This window comes from Hymenobacter persicinus, from assembly GCF_004167665.1.
Taxonomy (GTDB): domain Bacteria; phylum Bacteroidota; class Bacteroidia; order Cytophagales; family Hymenobacteraceae; genus Hymenobacter; species Hymenobacter persicinus.
This window is the reverse complement of record NZ_SEWE01000009.1, coordinates 1-20980: the sequence shown is the minus strand read 5'-3', so window position 1 is coordinate 20980 and position 20980 is coordinate 1. Positions and strand designations below refer to the sequence as shown.

The 20980-nt window shown below is 65.0% G+C and carries 22 protein-coding genes; 15 read left to right on the top strand and 7 right to left on the bottom strand.

The annotated features are described in order from the left end of the window. Positions 1-353 precede the first annotated feature (353 nt). Together EWM57_RS05980 and EWM57_RS05975 are read left to right on the top strand one after the other, a co-directional pair. Entirely contained in the window at positions 354-1964 is a 1611-nt protein-coding gene (locus tag EWM57_RS05980) for a sensor histidine kinase (RefSeq protein WP_129920231.1), read from the top strand. Beyond that, positions 1942-2994, top strand: coding sequence for a response regulator (locus EWM57_RS05975; protein WP_129920230.1), 1053 nt, complete (start codon positions 1942-1944; stop codon positions 2992-2994). Before EWM57_RS05980 ends, EWM57_RS05975 begins: the two co-directional genes overlap by 23 nt. A 16-nt stretch (positions 2995-3010) precedes the next feature. On the opposite strand, the gene EWM57_RS05970 is transcribed toward EWM57_RS05975, so the two are convergent. Continuing rightward, positions 3011-3502 (bottom strand): hypothetical protein, encoded by a 492-nt coding sequence (locus tag EWM57_RS05970; protein WP_207218272.1) that lies wholly within the window; start codon positions 3500-3502, stop codon positions 3011-3013. A 190-nt stretch (positions 3503-3692) separates the two neighbouring features. Between EWM57_RS05970 and EWM57_RS05965 the strand changes: the two genes are divergently transcribed. Next, complete coding sequence (locus tag EWM57_RS05965) at positions 3693-6116, top strand: heavy metal translocating P-type ATPase (protein WP_242509996.1); 2424 nt, start codon at positions 3693-3695, stop codon at positions 6114-6116. Positions 6117-6236: 120 nt separating this feature from the next. Here the strand turns inward: EWM57_RS05965 and EWM57_RS05960 are convergent, their stop codons facing one another. Next, on the bottom strand, positions 6237-6884 hold the full coding sequence (locus EWM57_RS05960) for an NADPH-dependent F420 reductase (protein WP_129920228.1): 648 nt from the start codon (positions 6882-6884) through the stop codon (positions 6237-6239). 75 nt (positions 6885-6959) lie between these two features. Then, on the bottom strand, positions 6960-7391 hold the full coding sequence (locus EWM57_RS05955) for a MarR family winged helix-turn-helix transcriptional regulator (RefSeq protein WP_129920227.1): 432 nt from the start codon (positions 7389-7391) through the stop codon (positions 6960-6962). A 122-nt stretch (positions 7392-7513) separates the two neighbouring features. Between EWM57_RS05955 and ccoS the strand changes: the two genes are divergently transcribed. Beyond that, a complete protein-coding gene (gene ccoS, locus EWM57_RS05950; RefSeq protein ID WP_129920226.1) occupies positions 7514-7660 on the top strand; it encodes a cbb3-type cytochrome oxidase assembly protein CcoS in 147 nt (48 codons plus the stop codon). Between the two features lie 13 nt (positions 7661-7673). On the opposite strand, the gene EWM57_RS05945 is transcribed toward ccoS, so the two are convergent. Beyond that, the gene (locus EWM57_RS05945; RefSeq protein WP_129920225.1) at positions 7674-8372 is read right to left on the bottom strand and encodes a hypothetical protein; all 699 of its coding nucleotides are present in this window, start codon (positions 8370-8372) and stop codon (positions 7674-7676) included. Positions 8373-8445: 73 nt separating this feature from the next. Continuing rightward, the gene (locus EWM57_RS05940) at positions 8446-9090 is read right to left on the bottom strand and encodes a Crp/Fnr family transcriptional regulator (RefSeq protein WP_242509995.1); all 645 of its coding nucleotides are present in this window, start codon (positions 9088-9090) and stop codon (positions 8446-8448) included. 111 nt (positions 9091-9201) lie between these two features. Here EWM57_RS05940 and ccoN point away from each other — a divergent pair, with 111 nt between their 5' ends. The 9 genes from ccoN (at position 9202) to hemF (ending at position 17584) form a co-directional block, all read left to right on the top strand. Further along, complete coding sequence (gene ccoN / locus EWM57_RS05935; RefSeq protein ID WP_129920224.1) at positions 9202-11412, top strand: cytochrome-c oxidase, cbb3-type subunit I; 2211 nt, start codon at positions 9202-9204, stop codon at positions 11410-11412. 77 nt (positions 11413-11489) lie between these two features. Then, complete coding sequence (locus EWM57_RS05930) at positions 11490-11702, top strand: hypothetical protein (protein WP_129920223.1); 213 nt, start codon at positions 11490-11492, stop codon at positions 11700-11702. After that, positions 11696-12019: a hypothetical protein gene (locus EWM57_RS05925; RefSeq protein WP_129920222.1), complete on the top strand. Its 324-nt coding sequence runs from the start codon at positions 11696-11698 to the stop codon at positions 12017-12019. Before EWM57_RS05930 ends, EWM57_RS05925 begins: the two co-directional genes overlap by 7 nt. Continuing rightward, positions 12016-12894 (top strand): cbb3-type cytochrome c oxidase N-terminal domain-containing protein, encoded by an 879-nt coding sequence (locus EWM57_RS05920; RefSeq protein ID WP_129920221.1) that lies wholly within the window; start codon positions 12016-12018, stop codon positions 12892-12894. Before EWM57_RS05925 ends, EWM57_RS05920 begins: the two co-directional genes overlap by 4 nt. Positions 12895-12897: 3 nt before the next feature. Continuing rightward, complete coding sequence (gene ccoG, locus EWM57_RS05915; RefSeq protein WP_129920220.1) at positions 12898-14307, top strand: cytochrome c oxidase accessory protein CcoG; 1410 nt, start codon at positions 12898-12900, stop codon at positions 14305-14307. Positions 14308-14358: 51 nt separating this feature from the next. Then, complete coding sequence (locus EWM57_RS05910) at positions 14359-14832, top strand: FixH family protein (RefSeq protein WP_129920219.1); 474 nt, start codon at positions 14359-14361, stop codon at positions 14830-14832. Between the two features lie 74 nt (positions 14833-14906). Next, the gene (locus tag EWM57_RS05905) at positions 14907-15650 is read left to right on the top strand and encodes a sulfite exporter TauE/SafE family protein (RefSeq protein ID WP_129920218.1); all 744 of its coding nucleotides are present in this window, start codon (positions 14907-14909) and stop codon (positions 15648-15650) included. A gap of 51 nt (positions 15651-15701) precedes the next feature. Next, positions 15702-16622 carry a universal stress protein gene (locus EWM57_RS05900; protein WP_129920217.1) on the top strand — a complete coding sequence of 307 codons (921 nt, stop codon included), beginning with the start codon at positions 15702-15704 and terminating at the stop codon, positions 16620-16622. Positions 16623-16660: 38 nt separating this feature from the next. Then, positions 16661-17584, top strand: coding sequence for an oxygen-dependent coproporphyrinogen oxidase (hemF, locus tag EWM57_RS05895; protein WP_129920216.1), 924 nt, complete (start codon positions 16661-16663; stop codon positions 17582-17584). Between the two features lie 96 nt (positions 17585-17680). Here hemF and EWM57_RS05890 read toward each other — a convergent pair whose 3' ends face one another. Further along, positions 17681-18322 carry a DUF1684 domain-containing protein gene (locus tag EWM57_RS05890; protein ID WP_129920215.1) on the bottom strand — a complete coding sequence of 214 codons (642 nt, stop codon included), beginning with the start codon at positions 18320-18322 and terminating at the stop codon, positions 17681-17683. 102 nt (positions 18323-18424) lie between these two features. Next, positions 18425-19168, bottom strand: coding sequence for a RadC family protein (gene radC / locus EWM57_RS05885; protein ID WP_129920214.1), 744 nt, complete (start codon positions 19166-19168; stop codon positions 18425-18427). Between the two features lie 114 nt (positions 19169-19282). Here radC and EWM57_RS05880 point away from each other — a divergent pair, with 114 nt between their 5' ends. Both EWM57_RS05880 and EWM57_RS05875 read left to right on the top strand, forming a co-directional pair. After that, positions 19283-20545, top strand: coding sequence for a metallophosphoesterase (locus tag EWM57_RS05880; RefSeq protein WP_129920213.1), 1263 nt, complete (start codon positions 19283-19285; stop codon positions 20543-20545). 182 nt (positions 20546-20727) lie between these two features. Next, positions 20728-20980, top strand: a 253-nt coding sequence (locus EWM57_RS05875; protein ID WP_207218271.1) for a hypothetical protein, incomplete at its 3' end; no start/stop codon positions are given.

Genomic DNA, 20980 nt, shown 5'->3' with positions numbered 1-20980 from the left:
GGGGTTGGCGGCAAAGGTACGGATTCGGGCGGGCGGTCAAATTATGCAACACGGCGGCCGGATTCAGTGCCAACTCCCGGGCGGGCACCCTGTCCCTTTGCAAGCGGCTCGCAAGGTGGGCCGCTGCTTGCCTTGCAAAGCTGCCCCGCGCTTAGCCCCGACGACCAATGGAGCCGACCACCAAAACCGCCACCCTCGACATTGAAGGCATGACCTGCGGCATGGGAATGTGGCACGGCAGCTTGGTGGTGAACTAGGCCGCTTTCGGATGGCGCAATATGCTTTATCTTCGCCAGCGGCAAAGCGGAAGCAGCAAGGCCTGCCCGGACCCGCGGCCTTTTGCCATTCTGACGATGCCTACCGAATCTTCCGCCCAGTCGCTCACCGATATTCTCTTCGAGGAGCCCCGCAACTTCGTGGGCCTCTACGACGTGGAGCAGGGCTGGTACTCGCGCGTCAACGCGGCCGGGTGCCGGCTGCTGGGCTACGCCTCGGTGCAGGACCTGTACGCCGACCCAAGCCGCACCCTATTTCAGCAAAAGCTGCTGCCCGACGAGTGGAGCCGGATTCAGGAACGGGTGCTGCACGACGGCTTCTACGAGTTTGAGGCCGAGATTCAGCGCCAGTCCGGCACTACGTTCTGGGCCCACATCGACCTGACCCGCTGCCTGCTCGACGGCCGGCTGTACGTGCTGGTGCGTTTCGCCGACACCGACCGGCTGCACGACGCCGAGCGGAGCCTGGCCCAGAGCGTGGGGCGCTTCGAAGCCGTGGTAGCCCACGCCACCATTGGCATTATCATGTGCAACGCCCAGGGCGAGATTGTGCTGGCTAATGACCTAGCCCAGCAGCTCTTTGGCTACCCCCCGGCCACGTTGCTCGGTCAGCGCATTGAGGCCCTGGTGCCCGACGCGGTGCGGGCCCGGCACACCCACCTGCGCGAGTCGTTTAATGCCCACCCCCAGGTGCGCGCCATGGGCGCCAACCGGGATTTGCAGGCCCGCCGCCGCGACGGCACGGTGTTTCCGGTGGAAATCAGCCTGAGCTACTTTCACCTCGACGCCGAGCTCTACGTGGTGGCCTACATCATCGACATCACTCTGAAGCGGGAGGCGGAGCGGGAACTCAGGGCCCAGCACCAGCGGGTGGAGCGCCTCAACACCGAGCTGGAGCAGAAAGTATCGGAGCGCACCCACGCCCTGATGACCACGCTGGCCCAGCTGGAAAAGCGCAGCCAGGAGCTCACCCAGGCCCTGGCCGCCGAGCAGGAACTGGGGGAGCTGAAGTCGCGCTTCGTGAGCATGGCCTCCCACGAGTTTCGCACGCCCCTGACCGGCATTCTGACCTCGGCCAGCCTGATTGAGAAGTACCCCGCCACCCAGCAGCAGGACAAGCGCCAGCGTCATTTGGAGCGCATTCGGGGCTCGGTGAAGCACCTGACCGACATTCTGGAAGAGTTTCTGTCGGTGGGCCGCATTGAGGAAGGCAAGATTGAGGCCCACCCCGCCGACCTGGAGCTGGCCGCCCTGCTCGAGGAAACCATCCTCGACGTGCAGGGGCTGCTCAAGGCCGGGCAGCGCATCGAGCGGCGGGTGCAGGGCCCCGGCCGGGTCCGCCTCGACCCGTCGTTGCTGCGCAAGATTCTGGTCAACCTGCTCTCCAACGCCCTCAAGTATTCGGGGGAGCACTCCGTGGTGCTGGTGCAGGCGGAGGGCGGGCCCAGCCAGCTCACGCTGCGGGTGCAGGACCAGGGCATGGGCATTTCCCGGGAAGACCAGGAACACCTGTTCGAGCGGTTTTTTCGGGCCCGCAACGCCGCCAACCTACCCGGGACCGGCCTGGGCCTGTATATTGTGGCCCGCTACGTGGAGCTGATGCGCGGCACTATTGCCCTGCGGAGCGAGCTGAACGTGGGCACGACCGTCACCATCACCATTCCCTATGAAAACTATCCTGCTGATTGAGGACAACGAGGTGATTCGCGAGAATACCGCCGAAATTCTGGAGCTGGCCGGCTACGCGGTGCTGGTGGCCGAAAACGGCAAAATCGGGGTGGAAAAGGCGCTGGCTACCAAGCCCGACCTTGTCGTGTGCGACATTATGCTGCCCGTGCTCGACGGCTACGGCGTGCTGCAGATCTTCAACCAGAACCCCCAGCTTTCCGGGGTGCCCTTCATCTTTCTGACCGCCAAAACCGAGCGTTCCGACGTACGCCGCGGCATGGAGCTGGGCGCCGATGACTACCTGACCAAGCCCTTCGACGAGGCCGAGCTGCTGAGCGCCATCAACGGCCGCCTCAACCGCTTCCGCCACCTCAAGTCCGACTACGACCTGCAGGCGCCCGAGGGCCTCAACGAATTTCTGGACGACGCGCGCGCCGTGGGCAACCTGGCCAGCCTCTCGGCCGACCGCAAAGTCCACAGCATCCGCAAAAAGCAGGATATCTACCTCGAAGGCGACGAGCCCACCCGGGTGTACTTCGTGAAGGCGGGCCGGGTGAAAACGATTAAGGCCACGGCCGGCGGCAAGGAACTCATCACCGGCATCTACGGCCCGGGCGAGTTTTTCGGCTACCTGCCCCTGCTCGAGCAAACCCCGCACGGGGAGTCGGCCGTAGCCGTCGACGACTCGGAGCTGGTGTACATTCCCGGCGACGATTTTGCCCAGCTGCTGCGCAATCCGGCCGTCGGGCAACAGTTTATTAAGCTGCTGGCGGGGCGGGTGATGGAGCGCGAGGAGCAGCTGCTGGGCATGGCCTACAATTCCATCCGCCGCCGCGTGGCCGACACGCTGCTGCGCATGCATGCCCAGGCCGCCACCACCCCCGACGCGGCCATCTACCTCTCCCGCGACGACATGGCCGCCCTGGTCGGCACGGCCCCGGAGTCGTTGATCCGGACCCTGAGCGAGTTCAAAAATGACGGCCTGATCGAATTGACGCCCAAAAATATCCGAGTGCTCCAGCCCGACAAGCTGCGGCGGGCACACTGGTAAACCGCAGCAGTCGGCGCTAGGCGACCTGCCGGGCCCGGCGGTTGAGGGTTTGCCCCTGCGCCACTTGCAAGGCCCAGCGCAGCGCCCCGGCGCCGGTGAGCAGCAGCGCGAGCAGCTTGCTGGCTTCCAGCCCGATGTAGAGCAGGTGCAGGGAGTTGGGCGGGGCCGGGCGGCCGGCCAGCAAGGCCAGGGCGCGCACGTCGAGGGCGGGCAGCAGCCAGAAGGTTTGCAGCAGCAGAATGGCGCTGACCAGCCCGAGTCCGGCCGCCACCCGCGTCGGCACCCGCACCAGTCCCGCGCCCACTACCGCTAACGTAGCCAGTCCCAGCTCCGCCTTGTTGAGGGCCGCAAACACGAGGCGGCCAATGCCCAGGCCCAGCGGCACGGTGATGCCGGGGGCGGTGAACTTCAGCGGGGCTTCCAGAAAGGAAATGCCAGCCACCATGCCGGCCCAGACAAACAGAGCCAGCACGAGCAGCAGCACTCCGGCGGCGAAAAAGCGGGACATACGCAGCGAGAAAAAATCCGGCCGGCCGGTCAGCAGCGGCCACCCGACCGGATTGTGGGAACAACGGGGCAAAGATGCGGATTCGGGCGCGGCGGCGGGCCTGATTCATCTCAGGCCCGCGGCTGACGTTCGTCAGCTTTCCGCCGGGCCGGGCGCCGGAGCTTTGGGCTTCCAATTGCCTTGCCTGCCCGTGCCAACTGCCGCTGCCTCCGCCCCGCCCCTCACCCATCTGGCCTGCGCCCACTGCGGCGACGCCTGCCCCACCGAACCCATCCGGCTGGCGGCCCGGCCGGCGCTGGCCTTCTGCTGCCCGGGCTGCAAGGCCGTTTACGAGCTGCTCGACGCCAGCAACCTGTGCACCTACTACCGCCTCGACGAGCGGCCCGGCCGGAAAATACAGGAAGTGGAGCTGCCCGGCCGCTTCGACTATCTGGCCCTGGAGTCGGTGCAGAGCCAGCTGCTCGCGTTTGCGTCGCCTACGCTGTGCCGGCTCACGTTCACCATTCCGCAGATGCACTGCGCCTCCTGCATCTGGCTGCTCGAAAACCTGTTTCGGCTCAACTCTGGCATCACCACCTCGCGGGTCAACTTCCTGCGCAAGGAGCTGACCGTAAGCTACCAGCCCCAGACCACCAGTTTGCCGGAAGTGGTGCAGCTGCTGGCCTCGGTGGGCTACGAGCCCCAGATTACCCTGGCCGAGCTGGGCGCCCAGCCCCACGCCGCCAGCCGCCGCCTCACCTACCAGCTGGGGGTGGCGGCCTTCGCCTTCGGCAACGTGATGCTGCTGGCCTTCCCCGACTACTTTTCCTTCACTGAGCAGCTGCAAACGCTGTTTGGGCGCTTTTTCGGCGCGCTGAGCTTTTTGCTGGCCTTACCCGTGCTGCTGTTCAGTGCCCGCGACTTTTACCGCTCGGCTTGGCAGGGGCTGCGCCAGCGCTACATCAACCTCGACTTTCCCATCAGCCTGGGCCTGACGGCGCTGTTTGCCACCAGCATTTTCGACATCGTGCTGCAGCACGGCCCCGGCTACTTCGACTCCTTCACGGGGCTGGTGTTCTCTATGCTCATCGGTAAGTGGGTGCAGCAGCGCACCTACGACGCGCTGCGCTTCGACCGGGACTTCACGTCTTACTTCCCGGTGGCCGTGACGGTGCTGCCCAAGGCCGGCGGGGAAGTGTCGGTGCCGGTGCGGGAGCTGCGGCCGGGGCAGCGCATCCGGGTGCGCCACCAGGAAATCATTCCCGCCGATGCCGTGCTGCTGCGCGGCGCCGCCCAGATTGACTACAGCTTCGTGTCGGGGGAAAGCCTGCCGGTAGCCAAAGTGAGCGGGGAAACCGTGTACGCCGGCGGCCGGCAGATCGGCGAAGCCCTGGAGCTGGAAGTGGTGCGGGAAGTGTCGCAGGGCTACCTCACCCAGCTCTGGAACAACCCGGCCTTCGAAAAGCAGACCCACCCCTCGCTGGAAACCTACGCCAACAAAGTCGGGCGTTACTTCGTGGCAGTCACTCTCACCCTGACCCTGGGCGCGGCCTTGTACTGGTATCCCCGCGACCCGCACATGGCCTTGCGCGCCTGCACGTCGGTGCTGGTCATTGCCTGCCCCTGCGCCCTGTCGTTGGCTACGCCCTTCGCCCTGGGGGCCGCGCTGCGGGTGCTGGGACGGCACCGGCTCTACCTGAAAAACTCGGCCGTCGTCGAAACCCTGGGCCGCGCCGATACGCTCGTATTCGACAAAACCGGCACCCTCACCGACACCCAGCGCGCGGTGGTCAGCTTCCAGGGGCTGCCGTTGTCGGCCGAAGACGAGCAGCGCGTGGCGGCCCTGGTCCGGCAGTCGACGCACCCGCTGAGCCAGCGCCTGGCCGAAAAGCTGGGGTCCTCCACTTGCCCGGTCGAAGCCTACGCCGAAACTCCCGGGCAGGGCCTGAGCGGCTGCGTGGCCGGGCGCGACGTGCGCCTGGGCTCGGCAACCTTCGTGGGCCTGGCCCTGGCCCCGCACGGGGAGCGGCAGTCCCGGGTGTACGTGGCCCTGGGCGGACTGGCCGTGGGCTGGTACGAGGTCAGCAGCGGGTACCGTCCCGGCCTGCCCGGCCTGCTGCGGGAGCTAAGCAAAACCTACCGCCTGGCGTTGCTCACCGGCGACAACGCCGCCGACGAGCCCGGGCTGCGCCAGCTGTTTGGCCCCGCGGCCGAGCTGCACTTCAACCAATCGCCGCTCAACAAGCTGCGCTACGTGGAAGCCCAGCAGCAGCGCGGCCACCGCGTGGTGATGGTCGGCGACGGGCTCAACGACGCCGGGGCCCTGCAGCGCGCCGACGCCGGTATTGCCCTGAGCGAGACGCTCACCAACTTCTCCCCGGCCTGCGACGCCATCCTGGACGCGGGCAGCATCGGGCAGCTCAGCACCGTGCTGCGGTTTTCCCAGGACTGCCTGCAGATAGTTTTGGCCACCTTCGTGCTGTCCTTTTGCTACAATGGCATCGGGCTGGGCCTGGCCGTGCAGGGCCGGTTCACGCCCATCGTGTCGGCCGTGCTGATGCCCCTCAGTTCGCTGAGTGTGATGGTATTTGCCACCCTGCTGGTGCGCTACGCGGCCCACCGGCGCGGACTTTAATGCCCGCTGCTCATGCTATTACGCCTTCCGTCAACCGCCGCCCAAAGAAGAACCCCACCCAAACGCCTTCGGCGTCCGGGTGGGGTTCGCTACCGCCCCCAGCGGGGCTGCCGCTATGGCTTAGGCATGTACAAACTGAAGGGCGTGGCCCCAGGTATTATGCTTCAGGCCGTACCGCACCCACAGCAACACCAACGGCTCGGTAGCCCGGGCTTCCCCAATACCGCCCAGGTCGGTGATGCGCTGCCAGCCCAGGTCGCGCAGCAGCTGGGTGGTCTGCTCTTTGGCCCCGGCATCGTTGCCGCACACAAACATGTCGGGCTGGCCGCCGGTCGAGGCCGGGTCAATCATTTGGTTTACGCTGACCATGTTCAGCGTTTTCACCACGTGTGCCTGGGGCAGAGCGCGCTGCACCTGCTCGCCCAGCGAGTCGGTGAGGCCCACGAAGAGCGTCGGCGGCATGCCCTGGGAGAAGTCCAGCGGGTTGGTCAGGTCGATAACCGTTTTGCCCGCGAAGTGCGCCGCGCCGGCCTGCTGCACGGCCTCTACCGTGGCCGTGCCCAGTGTGGCGACAATCAGCAGGTCGCCGAACGCAGCCGCATCGGCGAAGGAGCCTTCGCGGGCCCCGCCGCCGTGCTGCTGCACCCAGGCCACCGCTTTTTCGTTGCCGGCCGCGCGGGACCCGAGCAGGACGTGGTGGCCCAGGGCCAGCAATTTGGCACCCAGCGTCTGTCCGACGCCGCCCGTGCCCAAGATTCCAATGTTCATGGGGAAAATGAGGTAAAAAGTGAGAGAAGGTTATTTAATTTGTTTGTACATGCAATAATTACGGGGCAAAAAAAATCAGCTGCTCTGCTCGAATTTTTTTGCGGCCTCGTAGGTGGCGGTGGTCAGCTGGGCGGCCGCTTCCGGGCCCAGCAACGCGGTGTAGCGGGCATGGAGACGCCGCCAGGCGGCCTTCACGGCGGGCAGCAGTTCGGCGGCGGCGGCCGTGGGCGTCACGCGGGTGCTGCGCCCCACCGACTCGCGTTCCAGCAGCTTGCGCTGCTCCAGCTTCTCCACCAAGCGCGTGACGGTGGAGGGCGTCAGCTGCATTTCCCGGCTGATTTCCCCGGCCGGCAGCCCGGGCTTGTGGCACACGGTCATGAGCACGAAAGCGTGGGAGGGCGACAGGCCCGTAACGGCAAACTCCTCCTCGGCCATGCTCGTCAGCAGGCGGGCCACGGCGTTAGCCGAGAAGAACAGACAGTTACAGTAGCGGGATTCAGTTGCCACGACGTGCGGAGGATTAGTGGGGCAAAGCTACTGCCGACATTTGCATATACAAACTTCAGCCCCGTTTTTTTCGCCGCCTTTTTCCCGAATCATCTCCCCACCCTTCCAAACGCATTCCAACCATGACCATCATCTTTCTGCTTATCGGCATCAGCCTGCTGGTGGCCCTGCTGTTTCTGGGCGCTTTTCTGTGGGCCGTGCGCTCGGGCCAATACGACGACGACTACACGCCCTCGGTACGCATGCTTTTCGACGACGAGCCGGAGTAAGCGCCGGCTTGGCTTACCGGCGCTGGTCGGGAGCCGGCACCCCACGTTTTATCAGCTGCCGGATGGCGGCCAGGTGAGCCAGCAGCACCAGGGGCACCACCACGGAGGGCAGCCACTGGAAGGGAAAATGCAGCACGGCCACATTGGGCTGCTCGAAAGCCAATTGCTGCACCGGGGAGGGAACCGCCAGCACGGCGTGCAGCACCACGTTCAGCAGCAAGGCCAGGCCCAGGCAATTCCAGACCAGCAGTCCGGCTACTCCCAGCTGCCGCCGCCGAAATGCCAGGTAATACACCACCGGCGCGCTCAGGCCGGAGAGAATATCCCAGTTGCGGCCCTCGAAGGTTAGCAGCTGAGGCACGGCACCGGCCAGCCACAGACCCAGCAGCACCAGCTCGACCGGCAGCCGTACCGCGTGCAGCAGCGTGAGCCAATCCAGACGCAGCGAGTCGAGGTAGGCCCGGCCCCGGGCGGTGAGAAACAGCCCGGCTATCAGAAGTAGCGTAGGCGCCAGAGCCAGCAGTAGCCGGGGCGGCACGGTCGTCGTGACGGCGTAGAACCCGGCCTTGCTCAACGCCGCCTGCCCCAGCAGCCAGATAAGGAGCAGATAAAGCGTAGGGCGCGAAAGCCGGGCAGCTTTGTAGAACAGCCCCACGGCGAGGGCCGTGGTCAGGACGAAGGAAAAACTGAGGGCGGCGGGGACATTTTGCATGAGCAGCAGGCAGTAGTTACGCTGCAAAGGAAGCGCCGCCGCCCGGCTCCGGCCCTTGCCAAATGGCAAGAAATCAAGACGCCTCCGCAGCTCCTTTAGCCGCCGCGGCCCGGAGGCGGCTCAGCGACGAATCGGTGACGCCCAGGTAGGAAGCCAGGTACTTCAGGGGCACGCGCTGCAGCAGTTCGGGGCTGGCCTGCCGCAGGGCTTCGTAGCGGACCGCCGCCGAGTCGATGGCCAGGCCGAGCAGGCGGGTTTTGAGGCGCATCAGCTCCCGCACGAGCAACGAGCGGCCAAACTCCCGAAACTCCGGCCGCGCGTGAAACAGCCCGTTGAGCTGGGCATAGGTGATGCTCCAGCCCTGGCAGTCGGTCAGGGCCTGCAGGGTTTCGGGCGAGGGTGTGCGGTTGAAAAACGACGACACTTCCAGCGCCACCTGCCCGCCCGCGTACAGGCCGGTCGTTACCTCCTGCCCGGCGGCATCGAGGGCAAAGGCCCGCACGATGCCGCTGTCGAGAAAGAAGTACTCGTCGCTGATGCGGCCAGCCCGGAGCAGGTCCTCGTGCCGGGCCAACTGCCGGGGCGCAAAGCCGGCGGCAATGTCGGCGGCCTGGGCGGCGCTCATCAGGCCGGTGCTCTGGAAAAACTGGATTAACTGCTGCCGGGCCATCGTCGGGAGGGTGAGGCGGCAAGCTACGACGCGCAGCGGCGGCGACAATTCCCCCCGGCCGGGTCTGACATCAATCAGGCCCGGGGCTGACATTCGTCATCTTTTCCGAGTGCGCCTGCCAGGACCTTTGGACCAGTAAATAATCCATTTCTGCAGGCTATGCAAGTTGAATCCCGACCACTGCTGGCGGTGCCCCACCCGCCCCTGGTTCCCACTGCTCCCGCCCGGGCCGTTGACACCTTCTTCTACGACAACCGCATCGTGCGCGACTTCGGCATTGCGACCATCGCCTGGGGCATAATCGGGATGCTGGTGGGCGTGCTGGCCGCTTTTCAGCTGGCCCGGCCCGAGCTGAACATGGGCACGGCCGCCACCACCTTCGGCCGCATCCGCCCGCTGCACACCAACGCCGTCATCTTCGCCTTCGTCGGCAACGGCATCTTCACCGGGGTGTACTACTCCCTGCAGCGCCTGTGCAAAACCCGGATGTTTTCGGACCGGCTTAGCAAAATCCACTTTTGGGGTTGGCAACTGATTATCCTGTCGGCCGTGGCCACGCTGCCCCTGGGCTTTACCACTTCCAAGGAATACGCCGAGCTGGAATGGCCCATCGACGTGGCTATAACGCTGGTCTGGGTGGTGTTTGGCTGGAATATGTTCGGCACCATTGCCCGGCGCCGGGAGCGGCATTTGTACGTGGGCATCTGGTTTTACATTGCCACCTTCCTGACCGTGGCCGTGCTGCACATCGTCAACTCGATGGAAGTGCCGGTGTCGTTTCTGAAAAGCTACTCGATGTACGCCGGCGTGCAGGACGCGCTGGTGCAGTGGTGGTACGGGCACAACGCGGTGGCCTTCTTCCTGACCACGCCCTACCTGGGGCTGATGTATTACTTCCTGCCCAAGGCGGCCGAGCGGCCGGTGTATTCCTACCGCCTGAGCATCATTCACTTCTGGTCCCTGATTTTCATCTACATCTGGGCCGGCCCCCACCACTTGCTCTACACCGCCCTGCCCGACTGGGCCCAGAGCCTGGGCGTGGCCTTTAGCGTGATGCTGATTGCGCCCAGCTGGGGCGGCATGATCAACGGCCTGCTGACGCTGCGCGGGGCCTGGGACAAAGTGCGCGAGGAGCCCGTGCTCAAGTTTTTCGTGGTGGCCGTCACGGCCTACGGCATGGCCACCTTCGAGGGGCCGATGCTGAGTCTGAAGAACGTGAATGCCATTGCCCACTTCACCGACTGGATTGTGGCCCACGTGCACGTGGGGGCCCTGGGCTGGAACGGCTTCCTGACCTTCGGCATGCTCTACTGGCTCTGGCCCCGCCTCTACCGCACGCCCCTGTACTCGCGCCGCCTGGCCAACGTCCACTTCTGGCTCGGCACGCTCGGCATCCTGTTCTACGCCCTGCCCATGTACTGGGCCGGCTTCACCCAGGGCCTGATGTGGAAGCAGTTCAACGCCGAGGGCATGCTGCAGTACCCCAACTTCCTGGAAACGGTGATGCAAATCGTGCCCATGTACTACCTGCGCGGCATCGGCGGGGTGCTGTACCTGAGCGGGGTGTTCGTGCTCATGTTCAACCTGTACCGGACCGCCCGGGCCGGCTCCCTGCTCACCGACGAAAAATCCCAGGCGGCTCCGCTGCTGCCCGAGGCCCAGGACCCGCACGCTCAGGGCGGGCACTGGCACCGCTGGCTCGAGCGTCGGCCCTTCCAGCTGGCCGTGGGCGCTACGGTGGCCATCCTGATTGGGGGCGCCATCGAGATGATTCCGACCTTCCTGGTGAAAAGCAACGTGCCCACCATTGCCTCGGTGAAGCCTTACACTTCGCTCGAACTGCAGGGGCGCGACCTCTACATCCGGGAGGGCTGCTCGAACTGCCACACCCAGATGGTGCGCCCCTTCCGTTCCGAGACCGAGCGCTACGGCGAGTACAGCAAGGCCGGCGAATTCGTCTATGACCGGCCCTTCCTGTGGGGCTCGAAGCGCACCGGCCCGGATCTGCACCGCGTGGGCGCCAAATACCCGCACTCCTGGCACTATAACCACATGCTCGACCCCACCAGCATGTCGCCCGGCTCGATTATGCCCGCCTACCCCTGGCTGTTTGAAAACGACCTCGACTACGGTACGCTGCCCCGCAAAATCACCGTGCTCCGCGACCTGGGCACACCCTACCCGGCCGGCTTCGAGCAGCAGGCCGTGGCCGACGCCCGACGCCAGGCCCAGGGCATCGTGGCGGAGCTGAAAAAGGAGGAAATCGAGGTGATGCCCGACAAGGAAATCGTGGCCCTGATTGCCTACCTGCAGCGCCTGGGCACCGACATCAAGGTGAAGCCCGAGCAGGCCCCGGCCGCCGCCCAATAATTCTCCTTCATCATCGGGCCCGGCGCGGCCTCCCGACGGAGGCGGCCACCCCAGCCTGGCCCTAGCTTTCCAAACCCATGGACAAGAACGTGTTGCAATCCATTGCGGGCATCGAAATCTACCCGCTCATCTCTTTCGTCATCTTCTTCCTCTTCTTTCTGGCTTTGCTCGGCTACGTGGCGCTGGCCAACCGCCAGCATCTGCGCGCCATGAGTGAGCTGCCCCTGACTGCCGACCAAGACGCCGCCGAAACCCTGAACCACCACTTTACCTCCGACGTGCTATGCTAACCAAGCGACCCTTCCTGCTGACGACCCTGAGCCTGCTGACCAGCTACGCCGCTGCCGCCCAAACCGCTGCCGCACCGGCCGGCCCCCAGCCCACCGATATTCTGAGCTGGCTGGCCGGCGGCCTGGCCGTCGTAGTGTTGATTTTCGGACTCATGACGGCTACGTCCCTGGCTGCAGTAGCCGCCGACGCGGCCCAGTCGGCCCCCACTGATAACGCAGCGCGCCCCGCCACCCCAGTACCCGAGGCCGCCGCGGAAGCAAACGTCGTGCTGCCCGCCCCGGCCGCGGTGCCCACCGAGCAGGTTGTGGCAGCATGAGGCAGACGTTCAACCTGCTGCGCACCTCCGGCGCGGCCTTGCTCCTGGCCCTGACGGCCGGTCCGGCCCGGGCGGCGGAAATGGCCGCCGCACCCGCCGCAGCTGCTTCCCAAACCCTGCTGCTCTGGTTTCTGCTGGGCACGCTGGCCGTGGTGATCCTGCTCATTGTACTGGTTGTGGCCATGCTGGTCGTGCGGCTGCGGCCCCAGCTGCGCCGCCTTTACGAGCTGCCCACCGTGCGCCCCACCTGGAGCGGGCGGGTGCTGGGCTTGCTCGTCGGCGACCCGGCTTTGGTGCGCGGCGAGGTGCGCGACGAAATCCTGGACCACGACTACGACGGTATCCACGAATTCGACAACGACCTGCCCCCGTGGTGGAAATACAGCTTCTACGCCACCATCGTGTTTGCCATCGGCTACGTGAGCTACTACCACCTGGCCCAAGCCGGGCCGTTGCAGGGCGCCGAATACGCCGCCGAAATGCAGCAGGCCGCCCTGTTCGTCTCGGCCGACGCCGACGACCCCAACCAGCTCACCACCTACCAGCCCCTCACCGCCCCCGGTGATTTGAGCAGTGGCAAAAGCCTGTTCGCCACCAACTGCGCGCCCTGCCACGGCGTCAACGCCGAAGGCAAGGTGGGCCCCAACCTCACCGACGAATACTGGCTGCACGGCGGCGAGGTCAACCACGTCTACAAAACCGTCAAGTTCGGGGTGCAGGGCAAGGGCATGGTGGCCTGGAAAGGCAAGCTTTCGGGCAAGCAGATTCTGCAAGTCAGCTCCTACGTGCTGAGTCTGCAAGGCTCGAAACCCGCCGGGGCGAAGGCGCCCCAGGGTGAGAAAGAAAGCCCCAGCCAGCCCACGGCCAAACGCTAGCCCATGTCTGCTCCTTCCACCAAGCCCGCCGCGTCCTTCCGCGACTCCATTGCCACCGTCGACGCGGCCGGCCAGCGGGTGTGGCTGTACCCGAAGCAGCCCCAGGGCCGTCTTTACCGCCGCCGCAAGTGGCTCAGCTACGGCCTGCTGGCCCTGCTGTTTGCCGGGCCTTGGCTGCGAGTTAATGACTTGCCCCTGCTGCTGCTGAACTTGCCGGCCCGGCGCTTTATCATCTTCGGGCAGATTTTCTGGCCCCAGGACTTTTTCATCCTGCTGCTGGCCACGCTCACCTTCGTGCTGTTCATCATCGTTTTCACGGTGGCCTACGGGCGGGTGTTCTGCGGCTGGGTCTGCCCCCAAACCATCTTCCTGGAAATGGTATTCCGCCGCCTTGAGTACTGGCTCGAAGGCGACGCGCCCCAGCAGAAGGCCCTCGACCGCGCCCCTTGGAACTGGAACAAGATCTGGCGCAAAACCACCAAGCACACCCTGTTTCTGGCTTTGTCGTTTCTGATTGCCAACACGTTTCTGGCCTATATCATCGGCTCGGATGCGCTGGTGCAGATTGTCACGGACCGGCCGGCCGAGCACCTGGGCGGCCTGGCGGCTATGGTCGGGTTTACGGGCTTGTTCTACGCCGTTTTTGCCCGGTTTCGGGAGCAGGTCTGCACCATTGCCTGCCCCTACGGGCGCCTGCAGGGCGTGTTGCTCGATAAACACAGCCTTGTGGTGGCTTACGACTACCAGCGCGGGGAGCCCCGGGAGAAAATGCGCAAACACCAGGCGCGCACCGCCGGCGACTGTATCGACTGCCAGCAGTGCGTGCAGGTGTGCCCCACCGGCATCGACATCCGCAACGGGGCCCAGCAGATGGAATGCACCAACTGCACGGCCTGCATCGACGCCTGCAACACGATTATGAACCTGGTGAATCTGCCCGAGGGCCTGATCCGGCACGCCTCCGAAAACGACATTGTCCAGAGCACCGCGTCCCGGTTTACGGGTCGGCTGAAGGTGCTCTCGGGGGTGCTGGCCGCCCTGCTGGTGGTGCTGACGGCGCTGCTCAGCTCGCGGGCCAACGTGCAGGCCACGGTGCTGCGCACGCCGGGGCAGCTGTTTCAGAAAACCGACCACGGCACCATCACCAACCTCTACAACGTCTCGGTCATCAACAAAACCAACCGCCCCTACCCGCTCACGCTGCGGGTGCTGGAGCCGGCCGGCGGGCAGATTTCGCTCATCGGGGCCACCGGCCTGACGCTGCCCGCCCAGGGCATGGCCGAGGGCGTGTTTTTCGCCGAGTTGCCGCGCCGCGCCCTGCGCCATACCAACCAGCAACTCCGCATCGGCCTGTACAGCGGCCCCGAGCTGATTGCGGAGGCCCAAACCAAGTTTCTGGGTCCGGTGCAGTAGCCAATTCCCGCTACTCGCCGCCTTCCAGCCCCGCCAATCCATTCTTCTCCAATGGCTGCTTCCACTCCTTCCAAACGCACTTTCTGGCCCTACGCCATCATCCTGACCTTCGTCCTGTTTGCCGGCTACATCGGCTACATGGTGCAGCAGGCCATGCGCACGAGCGTCGACTTAGTCAGCGCCGACTACTACCAGCAGGAGCTGGCCTACCAGCAGCGCATGGAAACCGTGGCCCGCACCGCCGCCCTGCCCGCGCCGGTGCAGCTGCGCCTGGATGCCGCCGCGGAACGCCTCGCTCTCCAGCTGCCCGCCGCGCTGGCCGGGCGGGCGGTGCAGGGCCAGCTGCACTTTTTCCGGCCCTCCGACCAGCAACTCGACTTCACCCTCCCCCTGCAGCTCTCCGCCGACGGCCGCCAGCAGCTCAGCACTGCCCGCATGCAGCCCGGCTACTGGCGCATCCGCCTCGACTTCACCGCCGGCGGGCAGGCGTATTTCGTGGAGAGAAATGTCAGCCTGCCCGACTGATTTTCGTCATGTGGGCCCGGGCCCGGCGGACGGTACTTGCCGGCCGAATCAGTTCTCTCACCTTTCTGCCGTCAATGCTCTGGGCCGGGTTTGTTTTTGGATTATTGGGCAGCTTCCACTGCGTGGGCATGTGCGGAGCCATTGCCCTGGCTTTACCCGGCCGCGCGGAAGCCGGTTCGGGTTCGGCCTCGGCGCGCTACCTGAGCGGACGGCTGCTCTACAATCTGGGCCGCATCACGACTTACGCCGCGTTGGGCGCCACGGCCGGCCTGCTGGGCCACGGTTTGCGCCTGGCCGGGCTCCAGCAAAGCCTGTCCATTGCCTCGGGCCTGCTGATTCTGCTGCTGCTGGGTTTGCCGCCCCGCGTCGCCGACCATCTGTCCAGCGCCTTGGGCGTAGACCGGCCCCTGGCTTGGGTGAAAAACGCGCTAGTTCGGCTGTTTCAGCAGTATTCTTGGCGGGCTTTGTACTTGGCTGGGGTGCTCAATGGCCTGCTGCCCTGCGGGCTGGTGTACCTGGCGCTGGCCGGGGCGCTGAGTGCGCCGGGCGTGGGGGGCGCGGCGGCGTACATGGCCAGCTTCGGCCTGGGCACGCTGCCGCTGATGCTAGGCCTGAGCCTGACCGGCCGCCTCGTGCCGCTGGTCTGGCGCCTGCGCCTGCGGCAAACGGTGCCCTACGCGGCCTCGGTACTGGCCGTGCTGCTCATTGTGCGCGGCCTGGGACTGGGCATTCCCTACCTGAGTCCGCAACTGAATGCCCCGGCCGCCCAGCGCTCCAGTTCCGCCGGCCTGCCCCGGTCGATGCACTACTGCCGCTGATTTTCTGCCTCACCTTTCTTAGTGTCACCGTTTTTGCCGTTTCCGTCCCGAATGAAAACTCTGCTTGTTCCCATCGACCACACTGCCGCCGCTGAGCACACCCTGGCATACGCCAACAAGCTGGCCGTGCGCTGGCCCGCCGAAGTGGTGCTGCTCTACTGCCACCCCACTGCCCCGGGCATTCAGGCGGCGGCGGCGGAGCCGGCCGAACAGGAACAGCGTCTGCGCAGCCTCGTGGAACGCCTGCGCTACCAGCAGCTCACCCGCCAGGACGGCCGCCGGATCCGGTACCGCTACCGCCTCGTCGGGGGCTGCCTCCACGACCACGTGCAGGCCGAAGCTGCCCGCTGCGCCGCCAATTTGGTGGTGATGGGCCTGGAGCACCTCGACGGCGGGCGGCAGGCCGCGCCCGGCAACCACGCCGCCGCCATTACCGAGCTGGTCACGTGCCCGGTGCTGGTAGTGCCGCCGGGCCGCCGGACCTTGCCCAGCCGCCTGGTTTTCTCCACCGACTTCAGCGCGCTGAATCCGCATATTCTGCCCCGGCTGTCGGCTCTGCACGACGCGTTTCCCGCGCCCCTGGACTTGGTGCAGTTTTACTCGCCCGGCCAGCGCCCCCTGCGCCGCCAGCTCAAGCAGGCCGTGGGCCGGGCGGCGGCCCAGCTCACTTGGCCGGCCGCTACTGCCCATCTGCTCGAAGATGATGCCCCACTGGAAGGCATCAGTGAGTTCTGCCACCGCCACCAGGCCCAGCTGCTCATCATTGCGCCCGCCAATGCGGCCCAACTGCTGCGCTACTTCGACTCCTGCTACACCACTACCCAGGCCTACCACACCCGGATTCCGGTGCTGGTGCTGCGCCCGCAGGAGCGCCAGGCCACGGTGAGCTGCTGCGAACGGTGCGCCGAACGGCTCGGGCAGCCCAAGCCCCAGGCCGCTTTGCCCGACTACCACGCCGTGCGCTGGGCCTGAGCGCCGCATTATTCCTTACCAACCCGATTCCCCGCTTTATGAACCCCGTCGCTGCCCCTGCCCTTGCCCCGCCCCGCGTGCTCGTTGAAAACTGGATGCGCCAGTTTCAGGACTGGCTCTGCCACCGCCTCGAAGCGGCCGACGGCGGCGGGGTGCGCTTTCAGGAAGATGCCTGGCAGCACGCCGGCGGGGGCGGGGGCGCCACCCGGGTGCTCCAGCACGGGGCCGTGCTGGAAAAGGGCGGCGTGGCCTTCTCGGCCGTGTGGGGCACGATGAGCGAGCAGGCCGCCCGCCAGCTGCTCATGCCCGACCCCGAGTACTTCGCCACCGGCGTCTCGGTGGTGCAGCACCCGCGCAGCCCCCGGGTACCGATTTCGCACATGAACGTGCGCTACTTCGAGGCTGGCAACGCCGAGGCCTGGTTTGGCGGCGGCCTCGACCTGACCCCGATTTACGTCGATGAGACGCAGGCGCGCTGGTTTCATCAGCAGATTCAGGCCGTGTGCCAGCGCTACGATACCAGCTACTACCCGCGGTTCAAGCAGTGGGCCGACGAGTACTTTTACCTGCCCCACCGCCAGGAAACCCGGGGCGTGGGCGGCATCTTCTTCGACCGGCTCACCGTGGGCCAGGACGGCTCGTTTGAGGAACTGTTTGCCTTCGTGCAGGATGTGGGTGAGGTATACGGCCGCGTTTACGGCACCATCATGCGCCAGAACGCCGGTCTGCCCTACACTGCGCGCGAAAAGCAGTGGCAGCTCGTGCGTCGAGGCCGCTACGCCGAGTTCAACCTGGCCATTGACCGGGGCACCCGCTTCGGCCTCGAAACCGGAGGGCGCACCGAAAGCATTCTGATGAGTTTGCCGCCCCAGGCCGAATGGCACTACAACCTCGTCCCGGAGCCCGGCTCGGCGGAGGACGCCTCTCAGCAGTGGCTGCGCCAGGGCATCGAGTGGGTGTGACTCCGCCACTGAACCCGGGCCGCAACAACGCACCAGCGCCTCCCTCGTCCGGTAGCCGGGTAAGGGAGGCGCTGCTATTATGAGGCGGGCCCGGTGCTAATGCTGGTGGCCGGTGTGGTCGGTTTCGGGAAAGCTCTGCTCCCCGGCCCGTACTTCCACGCTCAGCCGGTTTTCGGCCGGCGGCACGGGACAGGCGAAACCCGCTCCGTAGGCGCAGTAGGGGTTGTAGGCCTGGTTGAAGTCAAGCGTGACTTCCTTTTCCCCGTTCAGGGGCGCGGCCACGTCGAGGTAGCGGCCCCCGCCGTAGGTGGTGAAGCCGTTGGTTTTGTCGGTGAAGGGAATAAACAGCTTGCCGTCCTTGTCGTCGAGCTTGAGCAGCACCAGCAGCTGCTGGGGCGCCTTATTCAGCTCAAAGTTGACCCGTCCCCAGCGCAGGTACGACTCCGTTTTGCCGTCGGTGAGTGGAATCTGCACGGTTTCGCCCTTGTCGAAGCGCTCCAGAGTGGCATCCACCACGTAGTCCTTATCGGGCAGAAAATACCGCAGGCTGTCGAACTGGTCACGCTGCTCGGCGGTCAGGGGGGAGTTTTTGGCCCGGCGGAAGGAGTCGTCCTTTTCCCGCCGCACCTTGCTGATGCCGGCCGCGTACTGGCTGCTGCCGAGCACGAGGTCCTGCAGAAAATAACCAACGACCACGAGCAGGCCCAGGGCCAGCAGAAGTTTGGGATGGATGCGCATACCGCAAAGGTAGCTTCAGTTGCCGGTTGTCAGTTGTTGGTTGTCAGTTGTTAGGTCGTTCAAGTACTAACAACTGACAACTGACAACCAACAACTAACAACTCACAGTATTCCCTCATCGGCGAAGCTGTAGTAGCCCAGGTCGGTGTAAATCAGGTGGTCGAGTACGGGCAGATCCAGAAACTGGCCGGCGTCCTTGAGCTTGCGGGTCAGGGCAATGTCGGCGGCGCTGGGGCTGCGGTTGCCGCTGGGATGGTTGTGCACCAGGATAATGCTGCTGGCGAGTTGCTCGAGGGCTTCCTTGAAAATCAGCTTGGGGTCGGCCACGGTACCAGCCACGCCCCCGCTGCTGATGCTGGTTTTGCGCATCACCACGTTGGCCCGGTTGAGCAAAATCACCCAGAACTCCTCGTGGGGCAGATCCTGCAAATGGGGCCGCACCAGGTTGAAAATATCGAGGGAGCTGGTGATGGTAACCCGAGCCGCCGCCGCGGTTTCCTTGCGGCGCCGCCCCAGCTCCAGAGCCGCCACGATGGTAATAGCCTTGGCCTCGCCAATGCCTTTGTGGCGCATCAGCTCCTTGAGCGACAGGCGGGCCAGCGCGTTGAGGTCATTGTCCACGGCGGCCAGAATCAGCTTGGCCACGTCCACGGCGGAGAGCCGGGCCGTGCCCGAGCCGAGCAGAATGGCCATCAGTTCGGCGTCGGAGAGGGCCGTGCGGCCCTTTTGCATTAGCTTTTCCCGGGGCCGGTCTTCCTCGGCCCAGCTCTTGATGCTGAAGCTGGCCGGGGTTTGGTAGGGACGGGCAATAATAGATTCTTCGGACAGATTGTCAAACGTTTCCATCGGGTATTGGTGTTGTAGGGCGTAACGTATAAAGTAATAGCGGGCGGTATCCGTCTGGTAAAGTAGCCACCGGCGGGCAAAACTTCCTTCTGCCGGGGTAGTTTCCTTTTCATTATGCAAAAAATCATCACCAGCGCGCTGTTCGTCGTGCTTTTGTTAGGCGTCGACTGGTACGTATTTCAGGCCGTGCGCACCGTGAGTCAGGGCGCGTCGGCCGCCGCCCAGCGCCTGATTACCGGCGGTTACTGGTTTGTCACCTTGGTTTCGTTGCTCGGCATTGCCTGGATGGCCGTCTCGCGCGGCACCCCGCCCACGGCCCTGCGCACCTACCTGACCAGCGCCATTCTGATTCTGTTCGTCTCGAAGCTGGTCGTGGTGCTATTTCTGCTCGTCGATGATGCCGGCCGCCTCGCGCGGTTTGCCTTCCGCAAGCTCAGCAACCCGCCCGCCCCCGCGGGCGCCGACGGCAGCCCGGGCATTTCGCGCAGCCAGTTTATCACCCGCTTAGGCTTGGTAGCGGCCGCCATTCCGTTCACGTCCCTGCTCTGGGGTATGGCCAAAGGCGCCACCGACTACCAGGTGAAGCGGGTGGTACTCAAGTTTCCGAACCTGCCCGCCGCCTTCGACGGCTTCAAGCTGCTTCAGATTTCGGACCTGCACACGGGCTCCTTCAACGCCAACCCCGAGCCCTTGGAGCGGGCCGTGGCGCTGATCAACCGGCAGAACGCCGACCTCGTGTTCATGACCGGCGACCTGGTCAACAACATTGCCACCGAGGTAGAGCCCCACATCGAAACGCTGGCCAAAATTCAGTCGAAGCACCCGATCTACTCGATTCTGGGCAACCACGACTACGCCGACTACGTGGACTGGAGCACCCAGGGCGGGGCTTCGGCCAAGCAGGCCAACCTCGACCGGCTCAAGCAGAACCACGCCAAAATCGGCTGGAAGCTGATGCTCGACGAAAGCCACGTAGTGGAGCAGGGCGGCGAGAAAATTGCCATTCTGGGCGTGCAGAACTGGGGCGCCCAGATGCGCTTCCCCAAGTACGGCAACCTGGCCCAGGCCCACGCCGGCAGCGGCGACGCGTCCTTTAAGATCCTGCTCAGCCACGACCCCTCCCACTGGGAAGCCCAGGTGCTCGAGTATTCCGACATCGACCTGACGCTCTCGGGCCACACCCACGGCATGCAGTTTGGCGTAAACCTGCCGGGCTTTAAGTGGAGCCCGGTGCAGTACGTCTACAAGCAATGGGCGGGCCTCTATTCCCAGGGCAAGCAGCATTTGTACGTCAACACGGGGCTGGGCTTTATCGGTTACCCGGGCCGGGTGGGCTTTTTGCCCGAAATCACCGTGTTTGAGCTACGCCGCGCCTAACCCGGCCGGAGGGTCGGGCTCAGGCCGGCACTAACGTCCAGCTTCTGCAAAAAAGCCTTCCATTGCACAATGGAAGGCTTTTTTGTGCTTAACGAAGATTAAAAGGTAACCGCAGACAAAACCGCCCCGTATATGCGCCATCATAGATTTTTGGACATTTCCTCTCTCAACCACACCGGATTATGAAAACCTCCCTCCTGTTTTTGTCCTGCGCCGCCACGCTGGCCATGGCTTCCTGCTCGCAGGAAAAAACCACTGATACCACAACCACCGACGGCGGGGCCGTAACGACCACCACGACCACCACGACCACGACGCCGGCCATGTACACCGATGAGGCTTACAACAGCCGCGCCGACCGGATTGCCGCCGACATGGCCGCCAAGATGAAGCTCGACGATGCCACCCGTACCAAGGTGCGCACCGTGTACTACA